The 24,005-nt window shown below is 43.9% G+C and carries 19 protein-coding genes and 3 pseudogenes; 12 read left to right on the top strand and 10 right to left on the bottom strand.

The window, feature by feature from the left end; all coding sequences use genetic code 11:
• The first annotated feature begins 60 nt into the window (after positions 1-60).
• The 8 genes from folD to LGZ98_RS13645 all read left to right on the top strand — a co-directional run bounded on the left by folD (position 61) and on the right by LGZ98_RS13645 (position 6,501).
• Positions 61-936: a bifunctional methylenetetrahydrofolate dehydrogenase/methenyltetrahydrofolate cyclohydrolase FolD gene (gene folD / locus LGZ98_RS13680; protein ID WP_113043821.1), complete on the top strand. Its 876-nt coding sequence runs from the start codon at positions 61-63 to the stop codon at positions 934-936.
• Entirely contained in the window at positions 936-1,148 is a 213-nt protein-coding gene (ybcJ, locus tag LGZ98_RS13675; protein WP_113043822.1) for a ribosome-associated protein YbcJ, read from the top strand. Before folD ends, ybcJ begins: the two co-directional genes overlap by 1 nt.
• Positions 1,149-2,028: 880 nt before the next feature.
• Positions 2,029-2,445, top strand: a complete 417-nt coding sequence (locus LGZ98_RS13670; RefSeq protein WP_191214888.1) for a DUF2170 family protein — start codon at positions 2,029-2,031, stop codon at positions 2,443-2,445.
• A gap of 20 nt (positions 2,446-2,465) precedes the next feature.
• Positions 2,466-3,149: a PspA/IM30 family protein gene (locus LGZ98_RS13665; protein WP_113043823.1), complete on the top strand. Its 684-nt coding sequence runs from the start codon at positions 2,466-2,468 to the stop codon at positions 3,147-3,149.
• Positions 3,150-3,214: 65 nt separating this feature from the next.
• Positions 3,215-3,877, top strand: coding sequence for a YjfK family protein (locus LGZ98_RS13660; RefSeq protein ID WP_113043824.1), 663 nt, complete (start codon positions 3,215-3,217; stop codon positions 3,875-3,877).
• The gene (locus LGZ98_RS13655; RefSeq protein WP_112879697.1) at positions 3,878-4,315 is read left to right on the top strand and encodes a DUF350 domain-containing protein; all 438 of its coding nucleotides are present in this window, start codon (positions 3,878-3,880) and stop codon (positions 4,313-4,315) included.
• 12 nt (positions 4,316-4,327) lie between these two features.
• Positions 4,328-5,215 (top strand): DUF1190 domain-containing protein, encoded by an 888-nt coding sequence (locus LGZ98_RS13650; protein WP_262978186.1) that lies wholly within the window; start codon positions 4,328-4,330, stop codon positions 5,213-5,215.
• A 119-nt stretch (positions 5,216-5,334) separates the two neighbouring features.
• Positions 5,335-6,501 (top strand): glutathionylspermidine synthase family protein, encoded by a 1,167-nt coding sequence (locus LGZ98_RS13645; RefSeq protein ID WP_113043826.1) that lies wholly within the window; start codon positions 5,335-5,337, stop codon positions 6,499-6,501.
• A gap of 104 nt (positions 6,502-6,605) precedes the next feature.
• Here LGZ98_RS13645 and LGZ98_RS13640 read toward each other — a convergent pair whose 3' ends face one another.
• The 10 genes and pseudogenes from LGZ98_RS13640 to LGZ98_RS13595 form a co-directional block, all read right to left on the bottom strand.
• Positions 6,606-7,436, bottom strand: a complete 831-nt coding sequence (locus LGZ98_RS13640; RefSeq protein WP_113043827.1) for a nucleotidyltransferase domain-containing protein — start codon at positions 7,434-7,436, stop codon at positions 6,606-6,608.
• Between the two features lie 5 nt (positions 7,437-7,441).
• Positions 7,442-7,648, bottom strand: a pseudogene (locus tag LGZ98_RS13635) (RtcB family protein); the annotation flags it as partial.
• 1,391 nt (positions 7,649-9,039) lie between these two features.
• Positions 9,040-10,812, bottom strand: a complete 1,773-nt coding sequence (locus tag LGZ98_RS13630; RefSeq protein WP_229015661.1) for an acetyl/propionyl/methylcrotonyl-CoA carboxylase subunit alpha — start codon at positions 10,810-10,812, stop codon at positions 9,040-9,042.
• Complete coding sequence (locus LGZ98_RS13625) at positions 10,802-12,439, bottom strand: 5-oxoprolinase subunit B/C family protein (RefSeq protein WP_113043829.1); 1,638 nt, start codon at positions 12,437-12,439, stop codon at positions 10,802-10,804. The genes LGZ98_RS13630 and LGZ98_RS13625 overlap by 11 nt, the downstream gene beginning before the upstream one ends.
• 38 nt (positions 12,440-12,477) lie before the next feature.
• Positions 12,478-13,236 carry a LamB/YcsF family protein gene (locus tag LGZ98_RS13620; protein ID WP_113043830.1) on the bottom strand — a complete coding sequence of 253 codons (759 nt, stop codon included), beginning with the start codon at positions 13,234-13,236 and terminating at the stop codon, positions 12,478-12,480.
• A gap of 101 nt (positions 13,237-13,337) precedes the next feature.
• Complete coding sequence (gene pcp, locus LGZ98_RS13615) at positions 13,338-13,985, bottom strand: pyroglutamyl-peptidase I (protein ID WP_113043831.1); 648 nt, start codon at positions 13,983-13,985, stop codon at positions 13,338-13,340.
• Positions 13,986-13,996: 11 nt separating this feature from the next.
• Positions 13,997-15,013: a DUF979 domain-containing protein gene (locus tag LGZ98_RS13610; protein ID WP_113043832.1), complete on the bottom strand. Its 1,017-nt coding sequence runs from the start codon at positions 15,011-15,013 to the stop codon at positions 13,997-13,999.
• On the bottom strand, positions 15,013-15,741 hold the full coding sequence (locus tag LGZ98_RS13605) for a DUF969 domain-containing protein (protein ID WP_113043833.1): 729 nt from the start codon (positions 15,739-15,741) through the stop codon (positions 15,013-15,015). Before LGZ98_RS13605 ends, LGZ98_RS13610 begins: the two co-directional genes overlap by 1 nt.
• 294 nt (positions 15,742-16,035) lie before the next feature.
• Entirely contained in the window at positions 16,036-16,920 is an 885-nt protein-coding gene (locus tag LGZ98_RS13600) for an IS982 family transposase (RefSeq protein ID WP_113043834.1), read from the bottom strand.
• A 121-nt stretch (positions 16,921-17,041) separates the two neighbouring features.
• Positions 17,042-17,266 (bottom strand): annotated as a pseudogene (locus tag LGZ98_RS13595) (IS5/IS1182 family transposase); the annotation flags it as partial.
• Positions 17,267-17,423: 157 nt separating this feature from the next.
• On the opposite strand from LGZ98_RS13595, the gene LGZ98_RS13590 reads away from it, so the two are divergent.
• The 4 genes and pseudogenes from LGZ98_RS13590 to LGZ98_RS13575 form a co-directional block, all read left to right on the top strand.
• Positions 17,424-17,708 (top strand): 2Fe-2S iron-sulfur cluster-binding protein, encoded by a 285-nt coding sequence (locus tag LGZ98_RS13590; RefSeq protein ID WP_113043835.1) that lies wholly within the window; start codon positions 17,424-17,426, stop codon positions 17,706-17,708.
• Complete coding sequence (locus LGZ98_RS13585) at positions 17,663-18,487, top strand: diiron oxygenase (protein WP_262978185.1); 825 nt, start codon at positions 17,663-17,665, stop codon at positions 18,485-18,487. Before LGZ98_RS13590 ends, LGZ98_RS13585 begins: the two co-directional genes overlap by 46 nt.
• Positions 18,488-18,490: 3 nt before the next feature.
• Positions 18,491-18,652 (top strand): hypothetical protein, encoded by a 162-nt coding sequence (locus LGZ98_RS13580; protein WP_262978184.1) that lies wholly within the window; start codon positions 18,491-18,493, stop codon positions 18,650-18,652.
• 78 nt (positions 18,653-18,730) lie between these two features.
• A pseudogene (locus LGZ98_RS13575) lies at positions 18,731-23,953 on the top strand (amino acid adenylation domain-containing protein); the annotation flags it as partial.
• Positions 23,954-24,005: the final 52 nt, after the last annotated feature.

Below are 24,005 nucleotides of genomic sequence, written 5' to 3'. Positions count from 1 at the left end.
CGTTCATGTTCTGACAAAATAGGTAGTATCCCAATGTTTGATTTATGGATTTATTCGTACATGCCAGCAAAAATTATTGACGGGAAAACGATTGCGCAGACAATCAGAAGTGAAGTCGCAGTGCGTGTTCAACAACGTGTTGCTGCGGGAAGACGTGCTCCTGGTCTTGCCGTTGTTTTAGTCGGCGAAAATCCGGCTTCTCAAATTTATGTCGCAAGCAAACGCCGTGCCTGTGAGGAAGTCGGGTTTGTTTCCCGTTCCTATGACCTGCCAGATACCACCAGTGAAGCCGAGTTGTTGAATCTTATCGATCAGCTTAATAATGATTCAGAAATTGATGGTATTTTGGTTCAGCTCCCTTTACCTGCCGGTATTGATAATGTCAAAGTTCTGGAGCGTATCCAGCCTGATAAGGATGTTGATGGCTTCCATCCCTATAATATTGGTCGTTTGTGTCAACGCGCTCCAAAGCTGCGTCCCTGTACTCCGCGCGGTATCGCAACGTTGCTTGAGCGTTGTGGAATCAATACTTATGGGCTGAATGCCGTCATTATCGGTGCTTCAAATATTGTTGGTCGCCCAATGAGCCTGGAGTTGTTATTGGCTGGCTGTACCACCACGGTGACTCATCGCTTTACTAAAGATTTACGCCACCATGTGGAGCACGCAGATTTGCTCATTGTGGCTGTTGGTAAACCAAACTTTATCCCTGGTGAATGGATTAAACCTGGCGCTATTGTTATTGATGTCGGAATTAATCGTCTGGAAGATGGAAAAGTCATCGGCGATGTTGATTTTGAAACCGCGTCAGAGCGTGCAAGCTGGATCTCTCCGGTTCCAGGGGGGGTTGGCCCAATGACAGTCGCGACACTTATCCAGAATACCTTGCAAGCCTGCGAGGAATACCATGATGTGGAAAAAATTGAAGGTTGTTAATGGAAATTTTTTATTTAGAAGGCCATCCTCATGTGGCGCTGTGTGATCTGTTAAAGTTTCAAGGGTGGAGCGAAAGCGGCGCTAGCGCTAAAGCGGTTATTGCTGAAGGTCTGGTTGAAGTAAACGGTCAGATAGAAACCCGTAAACGTTACAAAGCTATAACCGGGCAGGTTGTTACCTTTGATGGTAAATCTGTTCACATTAAAGAATGATTAAAACGGGCTCCCTTAAAAATGAAGGGAGCCGTAGATTGCGGGTAAAGTATTCGCTTTTTGGTTGGGATTGACCGAAAAAGTGTTTAATCGGTAATGGTTGGAAAGTGAGTTAAAGCACGATTAAGCTTGATTTAGGGACTTATACCCAATGGATTTCAAGATGCATCACGACGGCAAGGGAACGAATCCCCGGGAGCATAGATAACTATGTGACCGGGGTGAGCGAGTGCAGCCAACAAAGAGGCAACTTGAAAGATGACGGGTATATAGGTTGAATACCTTTGGATTAAATCCGATAGGTTATTGTTGTTAGTTAACCGAAGTATCTGTAGTTAAAAAGTACCTCGATGAAAAATAATGAAAATGTAAAAAGGTTATAATGGTAAATAAGAATTAAACCTTAAACCTTAAACTTAATGTACAAGTTAATCTCTGTTAAATGTGAAAAGCACTAATAAGTAGAAAAGGTTTTTTATATCGGAGATAAACGGGATGATGAAAAATATTTTAGCTTCGATATTAGCTTGAATAAACGGATGACCAAAATGGATATTTTTATTAACCTAAGTTGATTTTACTGGAAATTTTTATTTTACCCCGTAATTCTCTATTTATCTTGTCCACGATTATAGGTTTAAGCTGTAGGTAACCAACCTTAGTATAAGCGTGGTTTTAATCATCCAGTTTGACATTCGAGCTTTCTCATAGTGTTCTGTGCAGGGGGTATTTAGGTATTAAAAGGTCACTTATCAAATGGTATAAAATTTTAACCCTGTTTAGTGAATATGCAGTATTTAAGGTGTTGTGCGCTTTTAATACAATACTTATTGAAAAATGTGTAATCTGATGATAATTTAAACTTAATATGCTGATTTTAATGATAAAACAAACCAGTGGAGTAGATAGTTTGGAATTAAATCAAGTAATTAAAGCGCTTAATGAATCTGGTAACAACTGGACCGTAGAGCAAATCGGTGAATGTCTGGCAATGACTAACGAAGACGGAATTAAGGCTCATCTGGCTATTTGTGGAAGGCAAATTACAGTGGAAGCATTACTGTTTTCGGAAGAGAATGTTTTAGATCCTGCCGCCTTAAATCAGTTTATTTTAGAAACGCATAAGATGATTCCTCTGACTTCAGTTGGAATAACTAAAGTAGATGGTCAATCTTACTATACCGCTTTTGGTTCATTGTCATCAGAATCAAAACAAGAAAGCGTTGTCATCGAAGTCTCTACGTTGTTTGCCAACATCACTGAACTTCTTGATGCGTATTCTGAGTTCCTAAAATAACAATATAGAGGCAAATATTAATGAACGTGTGGAAAAAGCTTTTTAAGGCAATCAAAGGAACGGTAAATAACGCGGCAGAAGCTGTTGCTGATGGCAATGCTCTGACGATCCTTGATCAGGAAATTCGAGAAGCAAAAGCAGAAATCCGACGTGCGGATGAAAGTCTGGTTAGCATTATTGCTAAACGAAAAATGGCAGAGAAAAAGGTTGCGGATATCAAAAGCAGTATCTCAGAGTACGAGGGTTATGCTCGCTCTGCCGCAGGTAAAGGTGATAATGGGCTTGCTCTGGAGTGTGCTCAGAAAGTTGCGACCTTGCGTGACGAACAGGAAAAAGAACAAGGGTTGTTTGAATCGTTCCAGAAGGCTGAAACGATGCACCGACACAATGTACAGGAGGCGAAAAAGAAGGTGTCTCAGCTTGAGAACCAAGTTGATTTGGTTAAGGCAACTGAGCAGGTGCAGAAAGCCCAGGCAGCGACTCACAGTTCTGTCGTTGGCGCTTCTTCAAAAACATCTACCGCCCTTGATTCTCTTGAGCGTATCAAGTCACGTCAGGCTGAGAAAGCGGCTCAGTTCGAGGCTCAGCAGGAGCTCCACGATAGTATGACTTCTAGCGATCTGGATAAAAAGCTTAAAGAGGCTGGCATAACTTCAAGTTCTATGTCCGCAGAAGATGAACTTGCTCGTATCCTTGGCAAGTAAATACCCAGTTGTTAAATCAAGATCCTGCTTTTTAAAGTGGGATCTTCCTATCAAGAGATATTTCTATGCTTTCCAAAATCGTAGATGCGTTTAAGAGCGCATTCGGGGGTAAGGCGGTTGCGCCTGTTGTTCCAAAGGTGCCGGAAGTATTAGGTTTGCGTATTGGTGGTGCACTTGAGATAGACCCGCTGATGCTAAAACTGATTGAATCTGACCTAACGATCGAAAATGCAGCTTCAACTCAGCTTATATGTTCCGTTGGTGTTGTCGATTTAGGTGATAACGTGCGTTTGGTTCGTTATTACACAGATGATGAAGGTTACCTTCAAGTGCTGCAAGAAGGGGAGGGGGATGACGGCGTGAAGGAAGTGAGCCTGTGGTACTTTTACGAAACTCAACCGATCGATTCACAAGCTCAATGGGATGCGTTGATTGAAAACGGTATCGTTACACCAGGCAGACGATATGATCTCGATGGTACCCAGTTCTCTCAGTTATGGGACAACATTAAGCCTGTGGCTGTTACCGAAAAAACTTACAGTAAAGAGGGACACATAACTGAAACTGATCAGTTTGTGATGGTGTATACGCGTCAGGTTGCTCATAACAGAACAGAAGAACTTCAGGTTGTGGGAGAAGAAAAAGTTGTAGGGAGTCATCTGGATAGATTGATGGTACTGAGCACCGGTATTCAACTTAACCAAACTGATTTTAAAGTGGTGGCATAAATGATCACATTGGAGAATGAAGAACAGGCTTTCACGCAATTTATGCATGGTGTAGGCAATTTTGGTTTATGTTTTGGGCTGGCGCTGGTTTTTTTCATCGTTTTCAAATTCATCTACACAATAATTACTCCGCATGATGAATGGAAACTTATTAAGGAAGAGAAGAATAGTGCCGCTGCGATATCGCTTGGTGGTGCTCTGGTTGGTTACAGCATCGCTATTGCAAGTGCAGCAAGCAACTCTGTGGGGGTTATTGATTTCGTGATGTGGAGTGTTGTTGCGCTGTTGGCTCAGATTGCTGGCTTCTTCATGGTTCGCATATTCATGATGCCAAAGATTGTATCCCGCATTGAGAATAATGAGGTCCCTGCTGCGGTTGTGCTGGCGGCGGTGTCAATTTCTGTTGGTCTTTTAAACGCAGCCTGCATGACTTACTGATTTAGGGATTGTATGACGAACGGGAATAAAAAGCGCAGAATGCGCAGCACAGCCATTAACATTGAGAGTAAGCGTAAATATTGGCGTGGTTTCTCATTCACGTCATTGGCGCTCAGTGTTGGTTCACTCGTTGGTTGTGGTCAATCGGCGGATGAGTTGTCAATTCATGTTTATAAGGATTTGGCGTCTTGTCAGAATAATCCGAAGAATACGATCGCTGCTCAATGTGAAACTACATACCAAGCGGCATTACGCGAAGCGGAGCGTACTTCGCAGAAATTTCGCCAGAAAGCGATGTGTGAGCTGGAGTACGGTGAGTGTGAAGCAATGCCGGGGCAAGTGGGTTATCGACCGAAGATGGCCGCCTTTATGATGGCGGAGGTGAAGCCAGAACAGTTTAGCAAGTACGACGTTGCTGAAAAGTATCGCAACGTGTTTTACCAGCCACTATTTACTTCAACATCAGGCTATAGCGACCTGTACGGTAAGCTTTTTTTCGCTGATGGCAAGGTCATTAGTACTTATTCCGATATTGGCAATATCCAGTATGAAATGAGCCGACGTTATTTGCAGCCGCTGGAGACGGTTCGCTTGCCAATGGAGAAACGAGAAGTTTCTCAAGTTGGAACGAATGCAAATGTTGTTGCAGGTATAAACCCTGTACTGATCCCCCGATCAACTGCTTATATTGCATCTGGGATCGTTGATGAAATCGGTGATTATTCAGAACGTAAACACAGGGAGAGAATGTATCGCGAGCGCTTGATACGTGAAAAGGAACAAAAGTTTAAAAGCAGCGATTCCCGTTATTCTGGCTATGATAGCAAGCCAATCGTCACGACCAAGTCTTCTGGTGGTTTTGGTTCAACATCTTCCGCTAAATACAGTTGGGGTGGTTAACCAGCGCTGACATTTTATTCTCAGGCCAGTCTCTTGCATGGAGTCATTATTGCCGCATTAAGCATTTGTGAGATGATTTTTTCCAAGATTCAAATAAGTATTATCAAAGGGTTAACGTCATGCTTCAGATCCCAACAACACCTCGTCATGATTGGAAAGTGCGAGCAAAAGAATTTGGGTTTGGTTTCCATACAATCGATAATGAGCCGTACTGGACGGAAGACCGTTATTACCAGTTTACTCTCAAGCAGATTGAAGAACATATTGAAGATCCGACAGCGGAAATCCACCGGTTGAGCCTTCAAGCAGTAGAGCAAGTGGTTAACAGTGATGAGTTGATGACTAGATTCCAAATTCCAGAAGCAATGTGGTCATTGGTTCGTGGATCTTGGAAGCGCAGAGATCCAAGTCTCTATAGTCGCCTTGATTTTGCCTATGATGGTAAAAACCCGGCTAAGTTATTGGAAATTAACTCAGATACGCCGACTTCTATTTATGAACATGGTTTTTTTAGCTGGCTGTGGTTGGAAGATAAGGTTAACCGTGGTGAATTGCCTCATGCTGCTGATCAGTTCAACTTACTACAGGAGTTGCTTGTTAATCGCTTTTGTGAACTGAAACCCTTTTTGCCATTCAACACGCTTCATTTTGCCTGCTGTAAGGGTACGGAAGAAGACAAGGGCTCGGTTGATTACATGGCTGACTGTGCCAAAGATGCCGGTATTCATACCGAGTTTGTCTACATTGAAGACATTGGGCTCAGCGAGTGTGGTCAATTTACGGATAGTAATAACAAGATCATAGACTCTATGTTCAAGTTGTACCCGTGGGAGTTCATGTTTCGTGAAGAATATGCTCAATACCTAGTCAGCGCGGGTGTTAACTGGTTTGAGCCAATGTGGAAATGCATCACTTCGAATAAAGCAATTTTGCCATTGCTTTGGGAGATGTTTCCAGGACACCCAAATCTGCTTGAAGCTTATTTTGCCGATGATCCGCAAGCCAAGTGCCTGACTTATTATGTTATGAAGCCGATATTCAGCCGTGAGGGCGCGAATATTAGTATTCATAAAGATGGCAAAGTAGTTGAAAAGGTAGATGGTCCTTACGGTGAAGAGGGTTACATTGTGCAGCAATACACCCCATTGCCAAAGATCGGTAATAGCCATGTTCTTATCGGTAGTTGGCTCGTTAATGATACGCCTGCGGGTCTATCGGTTAGGGAAGATATTGGCAGGATCACGAAGGATACATCACGATTTGTACCTCATATTATTTTAGGTTAATGATTCTATAACTGTTTATTTCTGGAGCAGGGTGGAATACCCTGCTTTCTGGCTCTTAGTAAACATCCAATTTTATTGCTGAAATGTCATGTTTGTATGATTTTTCATCCATTTTTTAACATGTATTCTCCTTCTTCTTTATTATTATGGTGAAGTACGGTACGCATCAGAAGTAAATCCAATTCAGTATCAGGGAGGTGTTTTTTGTCTTTGAGCTCGCAGCGGGTAACTGAATTATCCAGTTCGCGGCAGATAAAGTTATGAATGCGTTTAAAACGTGGGCTATACTCCGTTTCGTCAGCGTTACGCTTGATGGCAAGCAGAGTCTGTATTTCCTGCATCAGCGCTGCGTCTGTAACAGTTCCGGCCAGTAGGGTGTCGAAGCGCATTGGGGGGATACCTTTACCCGCTTCGATCCAACGTACCGCCAGCAATGGGCGTAGTACATAAAGGTATTTTTTCAGCCGAATTTTCTCGCCTTTTAGGTAACTACGAAAGTTTTTCTTTGCCATTGACAGATAGTGATATCGCGCTCTGTTGTTGGAGAAATAGTCTGGTAATAGGGCACGTAGTGCCGCCATGAACTCCACGTCTTCGTAGTAGATTACCGGTGAGTCTGCCCACTCCATCAGTGTCGGGTTGGCTCGTTTCAGCAGCCCTAAAGTTTTACGCAGTTCCCAACCACAGATATCCAGCTCGTTACTGATCGGTAGTTCAATGACATCCCGAGAGGGATCGACGCGTAAGTACCATGATGGCGTATGTACATAAATAAAACGTACATCGTAATCACTGTTTGTCGAGGCAAATCCCCAACCACGGCTACCTGATTCACAGGCGTAGAGTATTTGTATTTGCAGCTCTGTCTCAAGTTGCGCCAGTTTTTGGCATATGTGTTGCTTCATGATGTCACTGATACCAAATTTTTCTTTCATCTTGATTATCCTTTTACGCAAACCACTTGACGCAGGGTGTGAACGATTTCTACTAGTGAAGACTGAGCGGCCATTACAGCCTCAATGTCTTTGTAGGCCATCGGAATTTCATCGATGACGTCGCTGTCCTTGCGGCATTCCACGTGTGCCGTGGCACGCTTCTGATCCTCTATTGTGAAGCGTTTTTTCGCTGCCGTGCGGCTTACTGTTTGGCGTGGTCATTAACTCGTAATCGTTTGTTATCACATTGTTCTCCTGATTACTTAGCCGCCACCATTATTATATACCCGTCATCTTTCAAGTTGCCTCTTTGTTGGCTGCACTCACTCACCCCGGTCACATAGTTATCTATGTTCCCGGGGATTCGCTCCCTTGCCGTCGCGATCCATCTTGAAATCCATAGGGTATAATTTAAAGTAACGGATATTTTTCCTTTTTAATCAATGCTTCTGAATTTATTTTTTATCTTGGTCTTCTTTTGAACCATTAGGAAAACATTGTAAATAAAAACTTTATTCCACTATTAATATAGTATTATGTTTAATGGTAATTGCAATTATTTGATTTATTATTTTGTTGAGTAATGTTGAAATTGTGATGCTAATCTATATAAAAATGTGTTTGTAAAAGCATATATGAATTTATTATAGTTTTAAATTGTGTTGATAATTGTAAAGGAAATGTAAAACAATTAAATTATTTAATATTATGATATTGTTGTAATAGTATGTTTATATACTATTCAAATGGATGTATATTTGTGCATAATTATCATGTGGATGTGAAGAATTATTAAATGAGTAACATTATCTTTTGATGAAATAATATTTCTATGGTTGGAATAAAATGACAGTCTGAATTTAATATATTTTTTGAAAATATCAATATGTGTAGTGTATAGCCGATAACGTTTTTATTGATTTATTCTTGTGAAATTTTATTTATATCTCATTGATATAAATATTTGTAATCTATTGTTTTTATTGTATTTTTTGTTTGATTTATTTGCATTGTCAAGTGTGGAAAATAAACTTATACACTATTTATAACTGATAATTTATAATGAGTTAATGATTTCTTATTGTTTAAATATGTGTAAAAATAGTCACAAATTATTATTCTATTTGTCATTAACTAGATGAGTATATATGGCTGTTATCACTTTATAAGTGTAGGTAAATTACGGTTTTTTATTCTTTATTTGGTTTTTATATTCTTTTATTTATTATTGATTTTAATAATATCTCAATTTTCAATTGAAAAGCATGATATTAAAAATATTTAGTAAACATTTTTTCGGATAAAAAAAGAGTTTTGTTAATAATTTGTGGAGTACAACAAAATAAACAGGTGTTAAATTGTGTGATGATTTATTTGTCTTATTGTCAATCTTAACGAGATGATTAAAAAACTGCCCTTAATAGTTATTTTTTCCTATTCATAAAGGGGTTAATTATCTTCTTTTTCCCAATATTGCTTGCATTTTAATTTTAATCTCTTCATTAAAATTGTGCGGAAATTATCCGCGCAATTTGATGTTGTATTGGGTAATGTGAATTTATGTGTCAAATTAGCCAATTAATTTTGGCTAATTTGGCGATTATTAATCATCGTTAATACTTGCCAGCACATTTCCTGCCTGTTGATAACCGCCTTCTTCCGCATAGATAACGATTTTCCCAGAACGATGTGCGATAAGTTGCGTTTCCATTTTCATTGCTTCCATGACAGCAATGACATCACCTTGTTTAACTTCATCACCTTCCTGCACATACCAGGATTGTAAAACGCCGGATATTGATGCTAAGACGGGATTTGGTACCGCTATTGTCTCCTCAGCTTCATTACCTTTGCTCTCTGTGATGAAATTTTGCTCAGAATCAGGCAATGAAAGCCCTTTTAATAATTCGTCTGGTAGCCCTAGTTCATGCCGACGGCCGTTAATTTCAATAAAAGTACGTGTTACTTTTTCTTGATAATGGTTTTCCTGACGCGGAGATATTTTTATATCATTGATAAAATCAGTTTCGATCCAACGTGTATGGATGTTAAATGTGTCATCGGAAATAAAATCAGGATGCTCCATTACTGCTCGATGAAAAGGCAATACTGATGCAACGCCTTCAATGCTGAATTCTTGTAATGCACGTCGCGCACGGGCAATAGCTTGTTGTCGGGTTGGTCCGGTGACAATCAATTTAGCCATCAGCGAATCAAAAGTGTCAGGGATGGTGGAACCTGCTGCAACACCAGAATCCAATCTTATGCCTGGGCCGGAAGGAGGAGAAAATACCGTCACGGTTCCGGGCGTCGGTAAAAATCCTTTACCTGCATCTTCGGCGTTAATACGGAACTCAAAAGAATGGCCTAAAGGGATCGGTGTTGTTGTCAATGATAAAGGTTTACCTTCAGCAATCCGGAATTGTTCTATCACAATGTCGATCCCTGTAGTTTCTTCGGTGACAGGATGTTCAACCTGCAAGCGAGTATTCACTTCCAGAAAAGAAATTGTGCCGTCTACACTGAGGAGAAACTCCACAGTACCGGCTCCGATATAACGGGCGGCGGTGCAAATATCTCGTGCCGCTTGATGGATACGCTGGCGCTGATGTTCGGTCAAAAATGGCGCCGGCGCTTCTTCTACCAATTTTTGGTTACGCCGTTGCAGTGAACAATCACGTGTACCAAGTACCACTACATTGCCATGTTTATCAGCCAGAATTTGCGCTTCAATATGACGAGGTTTATCCAGGAACTGTTCAATGAAACATTCTCCACGGCCAAAGGCCGCTGTTGCTTCACGAACAGCTGAATTGTAGAGTTCGGTGACTTCATCAAGCCGCCATGCCACTTTCATGCCACGTCCACCACCGCCATATGCTGCTTTGATTGCAATTGGCAGGCCATATTGTTCGGCAAACGCCAGTGCTTCCTCTGCGTTTTTCACCGGTTCTTCTGTTCCTGAAACCTGTGGTGCGCCTACCTGTTGGGCAATTTTGCGTGCTTTAACTTTGTCACCCAGAATATCAATTGTCTCTGGTTCAGGACCAACCCAGATCAATCCCGCATTAATAACGGCACGGGCAAATTCTGCACGTTCAGCCAGAAATCCGTATCCGGGATGTACCATGTCGGCACCTGAACGTTTCGCAATATCCAATAATTGGGGAATATTAAGATAAGTATCTGCGGGGCTGTTTCCGCCTAAACTGTAAGCCTCATCAGCCAATTGTACATGTTGTGCATTGATGTCCGAATCAGCGTAGACGGCGATAGATGGTAAACCATAATCCCGGCAGGCACGGATAATACGGACGGCGATTTCACCGCGGTTAGCAATCAAAACTTTTTTTATGGGATGGTTTTTAATATTCATAGTCATTGTGATGCTCAGAGCGGCAATCGCTCTCTTTTATTTCGTGAAATTCAGTGATGGGATTGAAGCGAATACGGGCGTTGACAGAAATTTGTCCGGCAAGATCAAGATGATAGCTGGCAACGGAACCAATCACGGGGTAACCGCCGGTCAAAGGGTGATCTGCTAAAAACAAAACCGGTTGACCACTGGCGGGAACCTGAATTGCGCCGGTGGTCGTTCCCTCACTCGGTAACTCTTTATGGTTAAGACGCGACAGTGGTGTGTTGCCATACAGACGAATACCGACTCGATTAGATTGTGGTGTAACCTGCCAAAGTTGGCTTTTTAGCAGGGATAACGCTTCTGTTGTGAACCAGTCAGTACGTGGCCCCAGAATGATATCCAGTGTAATGATATCGTCAGAAGTAGGCATATTAAAAGCCGGCCTTTCATCCATTGATACCGCGCAACCCTGCGTCACAGTAAGAATATCCAAAATATCGCCTATAGCGATTGGCTTGGGGCCAATGTGTGCCAGCGTATCGTAAGAGAGGCTGGAGAGAATAGGTTGCTTGGCAAAGCCGCCACGCACAGCCAAATAAGAACGCACTCCCGCTTTGGGCGTTCCTAGTGTCACTGTATCACCTTCACTCAGATCAATAGGCTGATAGCCATCAACCTGAAACTTTCGGCCAGATGCTGTTTGAACAGTGATTGGGCAGTCAGCACCTGTGACAGCGATAATGACATTGCCATGAGAAATAAAGCTTAATCCTCCTTGCACAATTTCCAGACATGCGTTATCCGAAGGATTACCGACGATCCGGTTGGCACTTTTCAGCGCGGTTTTATCTAGTGCACCGGCAGCGGAAATACCTAAACTAGCTTGCCCTGAACGCCCTAAATCCTGAAAAAGTGTTTGTATTCCAGTGGTTAGGATTTCCAGCGAGGAGCGTTTATCAACCTGTGAAGATAGAACGTTCTCTATGGGGGCAACAGGGGTTTTGGGTTTAGTGATAGAGATTGCTGCGCCTTTGCCTTGATCTCTGAAACGTACCCGGAAACCGGGTTGTAACAGGGAAGAGGGAGAACGCGAGAGATCCCACATGCGCTCTGGCGTGATACCGATGATTTGCCAACCTCCCGGACTGGCTTGAGGGTATATCCCACTGAATTCTCCAGCCAGACCAACTGATCCCGCAGGGATGCGGGCTCTTGGTGCCATTCGCCGAGGAACATGTAAACAGTTTGAATCTGCGACTAAATAGGCGAATCCGGGGGCAAATCCGGTAAAAGCAACAGTGTACTCACTTTCTGTATGTCGCTTGATAACTTCCTGTGTGGTGATGCCGAGAGTTTCCGCCACTTCAATCAGATCTTCACCATTGTAATACACCGGGATTTCAACGAGTTTCCCTGTTGTCCTATCCAGTGTATTCAGGTTGCGCCCATTGATTTCTCTGGCAAGTTTGACGGTGGAAACAACATTGGGACGAAATCGAATCAACAGTGTTCTGGCTGCCGGAATAATTTCTTCTACGCCAGCAATGGGGCAGGCGTTAAGTGAATCAAATAACGCCAGCGTTTCATTCAGATCATGAAGCTCGACAATAATGGCACCTAAATTAACAGGTAAAAAACGCACTAGGTACTCCTGAGCATAATAAGAGAACTGCCACTTGCTTAAATAAAGGAGCGTACGGTGATCCCGGCTTGTTGCAGGGTTATTTTCACCTGACGTGCCATTTCTACCGCATCTGGGCTGTCACCATGAACACAGATGGAATCTGCCTGAATACGGGTAAAGCTACCATCAATGGCTTCAACTCCCCCTTCGGTCACCAATTGCAACATGCGTCGGGCAACGAGATTAGCGTCATGAAGCACAGACCCTTTTTCCCGGCGGGAAACTAGCGTGCCTTGTGGAGTGTAAGCTCTGTCAGCAAAGGCTTCCGCAACGGTACGCAAGCCTTTTTCCCTCGCTAAATCCAATAGTTTTGAGCCGGCTAATCCAACCAGCGCTAAATTGTCATCCACTTCGCGAATCGCTGTAATAACGGCAAGGGCTTGGTATTCATCATGGGCAATGGTGTTATACAGTGCACCGTGCGGTTTAACATAACTTACGGTGGTTCCTGCCGCCGCTGCCAAACCTTTCAACGCGCCAATCTGGTAAATAACATCCGCGATCAGCTCATTACTGGAGATATCCATATTACGGCGACCAAATCCGACAAGGTCTGGATAAGACACATGAGCACCAATAATCACTTGATTTTCACGGGCAGCTTTTAAAGTTTGAAGTATCCCGGCGGGATCACCGGCATGAAATCCACACGCTACATTGGCACTGGTGACAATGCTCAGCATGGTATTATCGTCACCCATTTTCCATTGACCAAAGCCTTCACCAAGATCGCTGTTTAAATCAATAACGTTCATAGTCGTAACCTTAATAAAATGATATTCAAAAAAGCAGTGAAAAATTTAGAGTGCTTATAACTCTATAGATGGTAATTTCCGCTACCCCAATGGGCGTTGAATTAATGTGTTGTACCTCCACCAATAACCATGTCCTCACTGTTATTTAATGCTTGCTTGATAGCAATTTTCAGTGCTGTTGTTATTGTTTCCAGAGCCATACTTGGCGTACCGGGGTGTTTTACCGCCTGTTCAGGCAGGTAGGGAATATGGATAAATCCACCACGTACTTTGGGATAAGTCAGTGCCAGATGGTGTAGTAGGCCGTACATGACATGGTTGCAGACATATGTCCCGGCACTCTGTGAAATCGAAGCAGGAATCCCTGCGGCTTGCAGGCCACTGACGATCGCTTTGATCGGTAGGGTGGAGAAGTAGGCCGCAGGGCCTGCTGCCACGATAGGGGTATCAATGGGTTGATTGCCCTGATTATCGGGAATACGTGCATCGTTGATGTTAATCGCTATGCGTTCCAGCGTGATATCTGGTCTGCCGCCTGCTTGTCCCACTGCAATGACGAGTTCAGGTTGTATCTCATCAATAGCTGCGTACAGATAAGTTAGAGAAGTGTTGAATACACATGGGAGCTGGCGTGTCTCAATATGTGCTCCAGATAGCTGTTGGTTTTGCAATTGTCTGACCGACTCCCACGATGGATTGATGGCTTCACCGTCAAAAGGTTCAAAAGCGGTAATCAGAACGGTTTTCATGGGATCTCTCCTTACAAAAACATCAAAAAATAGAGCAGAAAAACATTGGCAATCAGCAGCGCTATTCCCGTGGGAATTTGTGCTTTAATGACCGCATTGCGATTTGGTAATTCCAACAGAGCGGCAGGAACGATATTGAAGTTTGCGGCCATTGGGGTCATCAGTGTACCGCAATAGCCTGAGAACATGCCGATAGCGGCCATGACCGCTGGATTACCGCCATGTTGCAGTACCAGAATGGGAATGCCGATCCCGGCGGTAACAATCGGGAACGCGGCGAAAGCGTTGCCCATTATCATTGTCAATAACGCCATGCCGAGTACGTATGTCGTTACCGCGATCAATCGATTATCCACCGCTAAATAATGTTCAGTCAGGTGAGAAATTGCGGTACCGACACCGGCTACGGTAAATAATAGCCCTAGCGTCGCTAATATCTGTGGCAGGATAAACGCCCAACCGATAGCATCCAGTAGGCGACGTGCTTCTTGGGTTGATTGAGCTACGCCTTCACGGGTCATTCTCAATGCAACGCCATATCCGACTAAACAGCCTACCGTCATGGAAAACAGTGTTACCAGCGTGGCATGGTTGCCGCTACCGAACAGTGCTTGTTGTAACCCAGGGACGTGGTTAAACAGTAATACGCCGATCACGGTGACGATAGGTATCGCCAGTGCGGGAAGAAAGAGACGATTACCCAAACGGGAGGCACTTTCCTGCCGTTGCTGAGGTGTGCGTTGATGGTAGCTGCCCAATCGCACACCGCCAAAACCTGCCGTCAGTGCCATCAATACGACGATTAGCCCGACACCGATATGTAGCATCTTTTGGGCCTCGGCTTCGTTGTCTGCCCATAGTGCTATTACGCGATAGCTCCAGTCGCCTACTAGAAACACGATGCCATATAGCGCCCAGAACAGGCTGGTGGTCAAGCGGCGAGGGTTGGCGTGATCACGCCAGGACATCACCGCTACGGCCAGCAGAACTGTGCCGGCCAGCCAATAAAGATACTGTTGCTGAAACATTACTCCACCTTACTTCGATTTTTGTCCATACCATTCAGTGCTGCCAGTTTGGTTGCGATGTGGTGGTCAAGACGAGACAAGCGGAAAGCGTGGATCAGGAAGGCACAGATGGCGGTAGGGAGCCCCCACATAGCGATATGTAGCGGTTCCGTTTGGATGCCGCCAGACTCCAGCATAAAGTTATGCATAAAGATGATTGCACCAAAAGCGACGAAAATATCCTCCCCGAAGAAAAGGCCAACATTGTCGGTTGCTGCTGACATGGCCCGCAGGCGATAACGTACATCGTCAGGCAGGTCATGATGACGGTTTTCCGTAGCCCCTTCTACCATTGGCGCCAGTAATGGACGCACCATTTGTGGGTGTCCTCCTAAACTGGTCAGCCCTAGCGCAGCGGTTATTTCACGAATGAACAAATAGATGATTAGCAAACGTCCGGCGGTTGCTGTTTTAATATTGCTAATCCAGGTTTGAGCTCGTTCTTTTAAACCGTGCCGTTCTAAAAGGCCGATAGTTGCCAGCGGCAACAGCAAAATCAATGGCAAATTTCGGGTATTAAGGAAGCCGGAACCTAGCTTTTCCAGAATCGCTGTGATCGGCATATGTGCGGCCAGCCCGGTGATGATCCCTGCGACAATCACCACCAATACCGGGTTAAACCTGAGTAAAAAACCCACGACAATAACCGCTATGCCAATCAACGGCCATAGATTCACCATCTGTTGCATGTTGTGTCACCTCTGTACATGAAAATAGCTGTCGCCTGCTGTGTCGTCATAGGCTGAATTCCTGTGTGATAGATAAATGTATATCTAAGCAATATGCGTACCATCGTTGGATAATTTGTATTTATTGTTAAATAATTGTTTTTGTATTGTTGAGCAATAAATAGAGTGAGGCGAAAGAATAGGCAAATGAAATTATTTTTTAGTCATAAAAATAAAACGTAGATCACTTTTTACAATAGTGATGCTCTATGGTGGTGCGCTGAATGCACCATCATGAGGCAAGTTTAATTAACCTCAGCTTCGTTTAAAAATAGCGATATCACAATCCCGTAAATTCAAGCTCGGTTTTTTAGGTTGGAATGTATAAGCAATTAGGCCAGCGACGATTTCCAATAAAAAACCGAGCTGACTGCGGTGTCTTGAATGCGCTATCTGCGAAATATTTTTAAGCTGATCCACGACCGTTTCTATCAAAAATCTCCTTCTTAGCATCAGTTTATCCCAGAGAGATAACGCTTTTGCCTTCATGTTACTACGGACATGAGTGATTAACGTTATTCCTTCTGCTTCCAGTTCATCGCACAAAGCCTGCGACAAATACCCTTTATCGCCATATAAACATCCGGTTAATCCTTGTACCAGCGCTTTGACGGGATGGCGATCATCCTTATTTCCTGAGGTCAACTTCACTGCCAGAAGTTCACCACAATCATTGATAACCCGATGAAGTTTAAAGCCATAAAACCAGCAGATACTGGTTTTCCCTCGCTGTGCGACGCCCTGAAATACGCGATGACGGGGAATACGGAGATTGTGGCAAACGGCAATTTTGGTTGAATCAATAAAAGCGATCCCCTGGGTTTCAGCCTTGCGTGACGAAAGAAAAGCACAGAGGGGAATGAGCGCCCTTTGCTTCAAGGTTAACATCCGGGTGTAGCTGACCAATTTGGGAAAATCGGCCTGAAGATAGTGTTTAACATGCTGAATATAAAACGTTTTAAAATCACGATAATGGCTCATGTGGAATAAAATGAGGATCGTCATGACTTCACTGAGAGAAAGGGAAGCTTCGCGGCGACGTTTGAGCAAGCCATTTTCAATTAACTGTTGATGCCAGAGAGGAATAAATTTTTGGCAAAAGTCATCGACGCAGCAGTAAAGTTCTTCTAAATTAACCATGCCTGAGGATCTCCACGATTTTGTTTTCTTTGACAAAAACTTTGATCGTGTCTCAGGCACTTAGTTCCCTTCTTAAGCAAACCTCAGGTTAATTATGGCGCTGAAAACAGTGGATAGGGAGGGTTATCGTTTTTCCACCTTTCGCGTGCGTGCAGATAGCCGCCGGGGCCTGATAATGCCAGCATCTCTGACGGTCGGTTGTGGTATAAATCCGTTTTTCTCCCTGCGGGCAGACATAACAATTCTGCAACTTGTCATAGGTAAAATGTTTCTTCTGAAAGGTATTCGGCCAACGATAACCCATGATGGGGATAATGCCAGACATTTCCGTCAGGTAACAAACCGGAATTAAATGTTAATATTTTTAACAAGTTATATTGACAATGAATGATACCAAAGCTACTGTGTGTTTCGAGTTTAGGTAGATAAAAATATTTAATATAATCACCGCTGTAAAAGGAAATCATAAAAACTCTCAATCCATTATAAGGAAGATAGTAAACATGTCTTTTAAAGCAAAGCCCGATGGTCATCGAGTTATTCTTGATGGCGCGGATGTCGGTAACTTTTGCCCGGAAACCTCGTTACTAGAAAATTTTGATAAATACAACATCGATATTCCCAGTTTATGTCGAGCAGGAAAATGCGGCTGTTGCAAAATGATGTTAATAAAAGGTCAGGTGCGTCATGGGAAACAGAGCGCATTAAGCGAAGATGAACTAGAAGAAAATATAATTCTGGCTTGCTGTGCCTATTCAGAATCAGATATCGAAATCGAACTTTATTGAGTAAGGACTATTCTATGAGTCTTATTGAAACTACATTAAAGAAATGGGATCGCTCTGCTATTGTCCGTTCCCGTCCTCGCCGATTACTTAACGAACAAGACCATCATTCTACCCTTTTCTTTCCTCTTGAACGTCTTCCTCTGTGTACGCACCCGCAAGTCGACATATTAGGTGATGAAGCGCTGCGATATATCCAAGTACAAATGCTTTATCACTACTTGAGTGGCATAGCTAACATTGAACTGGATATTATTAACGATTCCAGTTACAAGCTTTACAAAAATGTTGTCGGTGTTTATTTCCCCACCGAGATGCGTCTAGATGCTCTAACTGTAGTAGTGGATGAGTCATATCACGCACTTGTCGCTCTGGATCTGATTAACCAAGTCGAACAGATGACAGGCGTTGTCCCTCTGCCTATGCCCAAAGATACGGAAGCTTCATACGCGCTTGCGATGGCGCTTGAACAATCAAGCGATCAGCTACGTGAATTGCTGCGGCTGGTATGCGTGTCTCTTTCTGAACAAGCGCTAACGACCGACCTGATCGATGTTATCAATAATGAAGATATTTTCCCGTCATTCTATTTGGTGATGAAAGATCATGTTGCCGATGAGGGCCGTCATGCACGATTCTTTCAACAGGTTCTAGGCCATATCTGGTGTCACAGTGACTCGAAAATGAAACAAGCGATGAAAACGCCAATTATAACATTTATTGAAAGCTATACGACAGATGTCATCGCTAAGGATTTTGGTACGCAAATTTTGCGACATTGAAATATGGAAGAAGCAGTCATTGCCGCAGTTATTAACGATACCTATCCTGAAACCACAGCCAAACCTTGGGAAACAAATAATATCGTCACAGAACAAATGTTATTGGCATTGGAAAAATCAGGTATCCTTGCCGAACTACCAATAGCTAAAGCAACACACGCGTAATCTTAACGCATAAATTGAATTAATGCTGAGGGTCATTTTTATGCTCCCAAGGGAATTTATTGTTCATAGGAAGTAGGGATGGAATTGCTGAATATTGGATATATTGGCGATAGCGCTAGTGGAAAAATAATTACCGAAGAAATCCGTGAGTATGGTCATAAAGTCATTATACTTGACTCAATAAACAAATCTGAAAAAAAATTAAATTTAATTATCACAACAGAAAATCAGGCATCCGTAATACAATTACTTGAAAAGCAATCAGAATATCTGATAATCATAGCCTCAAATAAAGAAATTATTAAAGACTTTGATACCCTACAAGCTCAAGAACGTTTATCTCTGTACTTTACATCGCCGGGCAGATCCGGTTATTTGTGTGGACATATTTCTCGTGAAAGCCATAGCGCGGTGGAGAGCTACCTTGAGAATATTAGGAACAAAATTACTGATATTGTTGTAGGGCTATCGCGTGGTGAACTTCCCATAATTCAAGATACACCGTATTGCCTCGGACGAAAATTCTATGCTGAAGCGCCAACCCGTATTCGTAGCCTGATTTCCCTCTTATTACAGCGATTGGGTGACCAGATGCAAGGGATGTGCGCGAGCGATCTCAGTCATATGATCTGGTATCCCAATGCTGATTTTCATATAATCCCGGCAACGGAGGTCACATCTGACAATCGGTATCTGACTCACTTTTTCTTTAACGAAACTGGGGTACTTAAACATCATAAGTATGCTAAATCCGGCGTAATGATAAGTGTCGTGGCAAACGAGGACGGAACACAGCTCACCGTTTGTGGTGACGATATACGTTTTAGCCATTTTACGGATTATTTGGATGCATTAGTGTCGCCGACCATTGACCCTATTAGTGCCCCTTTCGTAACTCAGCCTGATGAATTATATCGTCTGAGTGGGTTTAACGAAACCGATGATCCGAGCCTCTTGTCCCAAGATATTACCACGCTGTTTAATCACCATGCCAAGATACATCCAGAACTCACCGCGCTGCATGCAGACAATCGCAACTATAGTTACGGCGAACTTAATCAAGCATCAGATCAAATGGCGTGTTGGCTACTTGAGCAGGACAGTAATAATGGTACGTTGGTTGCGGTTGCGATGCAAAAATCAGCGCTATTGCTGATTGTCTTATTGGGTATTCTGAAAAGCAATAAAACTTACGTTTTGCTTGATCCCCTAGCGCCGAAAACACGCAATCAAAACATCCTAGATGACGTGCAGCCAACACTTATTTTGGCAGATTCATCGCTAAAAGCAGGTAATGCCCCTTGCATATTACCATCGGCTATCAATTATCAAGAACTGCATGTTTCTGTAAGTGACCTTCCTGCAGCAAATAAAGATTCATTGGCTTATGTGTGTTACACCTCTGGCACGACTGGCAAACCGAAAGGCGCTATGATTACCCGAGAGGGACTAAGTAACGTTGCACAAAACCACCGTGATTTTATGCGGCTAGGTATAGGCAGCCGTGTGTTGGCTATTGCATCACTTGGTTTCGATGCATTCGGTTGGGATGTTTATGGTGCACTCGTCAGTGGTGCCACATTGTATTTAGCTTCAGCAGAGCTGCATACTAACATTGGTGCACTGCATCATTATTTGGCGCAGCATGAGGTTGAGCATGTCACCATTACTCCGGCCATACTGGAACTTTTACCACGTGATGTCTGGCAAGGCTTACGAAGCATGATCGTTATGGGAGATGCCCCCCCATCAGACGTAGTTGCCTGGTGGAGTGATCGCACACGTTTGTGCAATGGCTACGGACCCACAGAGGCTACTATCGCCACCTCATTGTGTGAATACCGTCCTGGAGTTGTATGGAACTGTATTGGTACACCATTGAAAAACTACCGTTGTCATATTTTGGATGCATACCATAATCCAATGCCCGTGGGCTTTGAAGGTGAGCTATACATCGCTGGTAACGGTTTGGCACAAGGTTATTTGCACCAGCCCACGCTGAGTGCTGAAAAATTTGTCACTATGTGCCTGCCATATATGCCAAATGAAGAGCGTATGTATAAAACGGGGGATATCGCCAAGTGGGATGAGCAAGGTAATATCATTTTCATAGGACGCAGAGATCATCAGGTTAAAATTCGTGGTGTGCGTATTGAAATCGGTGAGGTGGAAAGCGCCCTACGCAGCCATCCACAGGTAGAAAGTGTTTGTGTTGTGGTCAGAACGCAATCTGTCGATAAAGGTAAAATTTTGGTCGCCTTCGTGCAATCGACTTCGACAGAATTAACGTCAGATACTCTTCGCCACGCAATGGTGACATTACTGCATCCCGCAGCTATTCCAACCTCATTTGTTTTCTTATCTTCGCTACCACTGACAATTAACGGTAAAGTTGCCCGCCAACTGTTAGAAAACTGGCCGCTTGACGATCTAATTCATCGTATCGCCCAGCCGGAAACCGAAACGGAAACCATTCTCGAACGGATTGTGGCAAATGCTATTGGGTGCTCACATGCTGATGTTAACCATGAGTTTATCAATCTTGGTGCTCATTCGTTGACTATGAGCAAAATTGTAGCTCTTACTGCGCGTGATCTCTGTTGCCGCTTGAATATCGCCGATATTTTTCAGCACAATACAATTCGTAAACTGGCTGAATATATTGAGAACAAGGCCGTCGCAGCAGAACGCTCCATTGTAATTACAGAGGAACGACGCGCATTGCTGAACCCACAACAAAACCTATTGTGGTACCTGAGTGCGCTTAACCCCGATGATTGTAGCTACAATCTCCCAATTGCCGTGGAAATTCGCGGTCATTTAGACCTCATAAATTTTGAACATGCGGTCAACTTAGTCTATGAAAAACATGAAAGCTTACGAACCCAATTTACCGAGGTGAACGGCTTATCCTATCAGTATGCACAGCCGCATATTCCAATAAACCTAGCCGACCATCGCGTAGATGGGCAAAAAATGCCGCTTGAAAAGCTAGTGAAATCACTGTGTGAGATGCCTTTCAATATTATGCAACGGCCTCCCGTCACACTACGCTTGGTGCATTACCATGACCAACACCATGTACTGATCTGGGTGAAACACAACATTTTGACCGACGCTTGGAGCGAACAACTGATCCTCAACGATCTGTGGCAACATTACAACGATTTGTGCCTTGGCGTACAACATGCACCTCTATTGCCGCAGATACAGACCATCGATATCGTCAACAATAGTGCGGAGTTTTGTACTCAAAACGAGATCACTTATTGGCAACAGCATCTGGAATGCTGTCGTGAACTCGATTTTCCCTTGGATAAGCTTCGCCCGCTGATGCCGACACACGCTGGCGATCGCATACGCTATCCACTGCAAGCCGACATTGCCATACGACTGGAACAACAGGCTAAAACATTAGGTGCTACGCCTTTTGTCTTGCTTATGGCCGCATTAGCTTATTTACTGAGCAAATATACTCAGCAGCAAGATATTGTGATCGGCACCGCTATTGCCGCGCGCGATAACTTGGATCTGGCACAGGTCAGTGGATTCCACGTTAATACTGTTCCATTACGCACCATGTTGTGCCCACAAGACACCATCGCCAACCTGATCAACAAAATGGCGGAAACCTGTATCGGTGCCTATCAGCACCAGCAACTATCTTTTGACCGCATTCTACACCTGATCGACTATGAACGGGTGTAGAATAAAAACCCACTATTCCAGATTATGGCGATCTTGCAAAACGCTGGCGACGTGTGCCAAACGGGCCTGTATGGCTGTACGCTACAGAGGCTTCCTGTGGCATCTGGTTTCTCAATGTTCGATATGACGTGGAACTTCAATCTGACTGAGGGAAACATCACTATAGAACTCGATTACGCCAGTGAGCTTTTCTACCCTGCGACCATGCAGATGATACTGGATAACTATGAACAGGTTTTGGAACAACTGCTCACCCTGCCCAATTCTGCCGTCCTTTCTACCGTTAACCCGCTCTGTGCTGCTGAACAGCGCTGGTTGTTACAACTGGCTAGCAATCCGGTAGCAAGCCAACGCGGTTCGTTGATTGAACAAATCCACAAACTGGCGCAAACACAACCGCATAATATCGCCGTTAGTTGTGAACAACAGCAGTACAATTATGGTCAGCTATGGGATGTGTCTGAACGTATCGCCAACGTGTTGCAGTCCATTGATAGCCAGGCGTTCTCTGTTGGCATCATGATGGAGAAAAATTGCCGCGTTGCCGCCCTGATACTTGGCGTGCTTAAGGCAGGCAAACATTATGTGCCAATTGACGTTCATTATCCGGCTGATCGCGTAAGTTACATGGTTGAAAACGCACAGACCCGGATATTGGTCACAGATGGTCATCCCGAACGAGCATTGAGTCATATTAAAACCCTCAACTTTGAGACGCTGACAACATGCCCTGTAACTGATAACCCGCTGCCAACGCTTTCTGACGAGCTGCTAGCCTATATCATGTATACATCTGGTTCGACCGGGAATCCCAAAGGGGTGATGATCACCCAAGGTAACCTGAATAACTTCACTAATGACTTTGTCGAACGCCTGGCATTGGAGAGCCAAGATAAGGTGCTCAGTCTGACCAGCATCAGTTTTGACATCTTTGGTCTAGAACTGTTTTGTTCATTGGCCAGCGGTGCACATGTAGTTCTATGTCCACGTGAGACAGCGATGGATCCCGTGAAGTTGTACCACCTTATTGAGCAACAGCAGCCTCGTGTTATTCAGGCCACGCCTACCGTATGGAGCACCATTGTTAACCATCTTTCCCCATCCACAGAGCGTCCGCTGACGGTGTTGTGTGGCGGCGAGAAAATGCCTGCAGCCCTGCTGGCGCAGCTGCGGCGTATCGCTACCCAGGTACTGCAAGTTTATGGCCCAACGGAAACCACTATTTGGTCTACCTGTGCCGATCTGACACACCACGGTGATAGTGCATGTATTGGTATGCCAATCAACATGACGGATGCTTTTGTTATGGATGAAACTGGCAACCTGATACCAAGTGGCGCTTTCGGCGAACTTTGTCTCGGGGGAGCGGGTGTTTCGCCAGGTTATTGGAACAACCAGACGCTGACTGACAAGGTATTCTCGCAGAGTCAAGTGCTTGGCACCAGACATTACTTGTACCGCACTGGCGATATTGTTCGCTTTACCCGACAGGGACAGTTGGAGTATCTCGGCCGTAACGATCATCAGGTGAAAATCCGCGGTCACCGTATCGAACTGACAGAAATAGATTTATGTTTGTCTGCTATCGGAACCATTGAACAGGCGTTGAGTCTGATTGTTGGTGAAGGGCAACATGCCCGGATTG

The sequence above is a fragment of the Photorhabdus kayaii genome, from assembly GCF_025384895.1.
In the GTDB taxonomy this organism is placed as follows: Bacteria; Pseudomonadota; Gammaproteobacteria; order Enterobacterales; family Enterobacteriaceae; genus Photorhabdus; species Photorhabdus kayaii.
Note: the sequence above shows the minus strand (reverse complement) of the source record. Positions and strands in the feature narration are given on the sequence as shown.

What these genes read in the sequence shown, in the direction of transcription:
- LGZ98_RS13655 (WP_112879697.1), top strand. Translation starts at nt 3,878, where the DNA reads ATGATCACATTGGAGAATGAAGAACAGGCTTTCACGCAATTTATGCAT.
- LGZ98_RS13580 (WP_262978184.1), top strand. Translation starts at nt 18,491, where the DNA reads ATGGAAGAAGCAGTCATTGCCGCAGTTATTAACGATACCTATCCTGAA.
- LGZ98_RS13630 (WP_229015661.1), bottom strand. Translation starts at nt 10,812, where the DNA reads ATGAATATTAAAAACCATCCCATAAAAAAAGTTTTGATTGCTAACCGC.
- LGZ98_RS13660 (WP_113043824.1), top strand. Translation starts at nt 3,215, where the DNA reads ATGCTTTCCAAAATCGTAGATGCGTTTAAGAGCGCATTCGGGGGTAAG.
- LGZ98_RS13640 (WP_113043827.1), bottom strand. Translation starts at nt 7,436, where the DNA reads ATGAAAGAAAAATTTGGTATCAGTGACATCATGAAGCAACACATATGC.
- LGZ98_RS13605 (WP_113043833.1), bottom strand. Translation starts at nt 15,741, where the DNA reads ATGCAACAGATGGTGAATCTATGGCCGTTGATTGGCATAGCGGTTATT.
- LGZ98_RS13600 (WP_113043834.1), bottom strand. Translation starts at nt 16,920, where the DNA reads ATGGTTAATTTAGAAGAACTTTACTGCTGCGTCGATGACTTTTGCCAA.
- ybcJ (WP_113043822.1), top strand. Translation starts at nt 936, where the DNA reads ATGGAAATTTTTTATTTAGAAGGCCATCCTCATGTGGCGCTGTGTGAT.
- LGZ98_RS13670 (WP_191214888.1), top strand. Translation starts at nt 2,029, where the DNA reads ATGATAAAACAAACCAGTGGAGTAGATAGTTTGGAATTAAATCAAGTA.
- LGZ98_RS13665 (WP_113043823.1), top strand. Translation starts at nt 2,466, where the DNA reads ATGAACGTGTGGAAAAAGCTTTTTAAGGCAATCAAAGGAACGGTAAAT.
- LGZ98_RS13650 (WP_262978186.1), top strand. Translation starts at nt 4,328, where the DNA reads ATGACGAACGGGAATAAAAAGCGCAGAATGCGCAGCACAGCCATTAAC.
- LGZ98_RS13620 (WP_113043830.1), bottom strand. Translation starts at nt 13,236, where the DNA reads ATGAACGTTATTGATTTAAACAGCGATCTTGGTGAAGGCTTTGGTCAA.
- LGZ98_RS13645 (WP_113043826.1), top strand. Translation starts at nt 5,335, where the DNA reads ATGCTTCAGATCCCAACAACACCTCGTCATGATTGGAAAGTGCGAGCA.
- folD (WP_113043821.1), top strand. Translation starts at nt 61, where the DNA reads ATGCCAGCAAAAATTATTGACGGGAAAACGATTGCGCAGACAATCAGA.
- LGZ98_RS13590 (WP_113043835.1), top strand. Translation starts at nt 17,424, where the DNA reads ATGTCTTTTAAAGCAAAGCCCGATGGTCATCGAGTTATTCTTGATGGC.
- pcp (WP_113043831.1), bottom strand. Translation starts at nt 13,985, where the DNA reads ATGAAAACCGTTCTGATTACCGCTTTTGAACCTTTTGACGGTGAAGCC.
- LGZ98_RS13610 (WP_113043832.1), bottom strand. Translation starts at nt 15,013, where the DNA reads ATGTTTCAGCAACAGTATCTTTATTGGCTGGCCGGCACAGTTCTGCTG.